Source organism: Sulfitobacter sp. HI0040, from assembly GCF_001634885.1.
GTDB lineage: Bacteria > Pseudomonadota > Alphaproteobacteria > Rhodobacterales > Rhodobacteraceae > Sulfitobacter.
Genome location: NZ_LWEX01000386.1, coordinates 1 through 455, shown reverse-complemented (window position 1 = coordinate 455; position 455 = coordinate 1). Strand labels below are relative to the sequence as shown.

The window sequence follows — 455 nt, the reverse complement described above, 5'->3', positions numbered from 1 at the left end:
AAGCCATGTCGACGCCGCCCATCGCGCCGGTGTTCGGCTTCGTGCGCCCGCCGGGCTGGGAAAAGGCCGATCCGCAGATTCACGAGGCTTTCGATGAACTGGTCGCGGCCCTCGGAGATCAGGCCTTTGAACTGCCGCTGCCCCCGGTCTTCGATACCGCCGCCGATCAGCGCCGCCTGATCAACTTTGCGGAAATGGCCTATCACTATTACCCCTATTGGCGTGATGCACCCGAAGACCTCGGCCCCGAGGTGCGCAAGGCGATCGAAGAGGGCAACAAGGTACTGGCCCGCGATTATCAATCCGCCAAGGACCTGCCAAAAGTTCTGACCGCCGCGCTCGAAGAGCTGCTGACCCGCTGCGACGTGATCCTCTGCCCCTCCGCGACCGGGCCGGCCCCCAAGGGGCTCGACACGACGGGGGATCCGATCTTCAATGGGCTATGGACGTTCTGC

At 64.0% G+C, this 455-nt stretch carries 1 protein-coding gene; it reads left to right on the top strand.

Annotation, left to right across the window (positions count from 1 at the left end; all coding sequences use genetic code 11):
• A partial coding sequence (locus tag A3728_RS16170) for an amidase family protein (protein ID WP_236630535.1) occupies nucleotides 1–455 on the top strand: 455 nt, incomplete at both ends.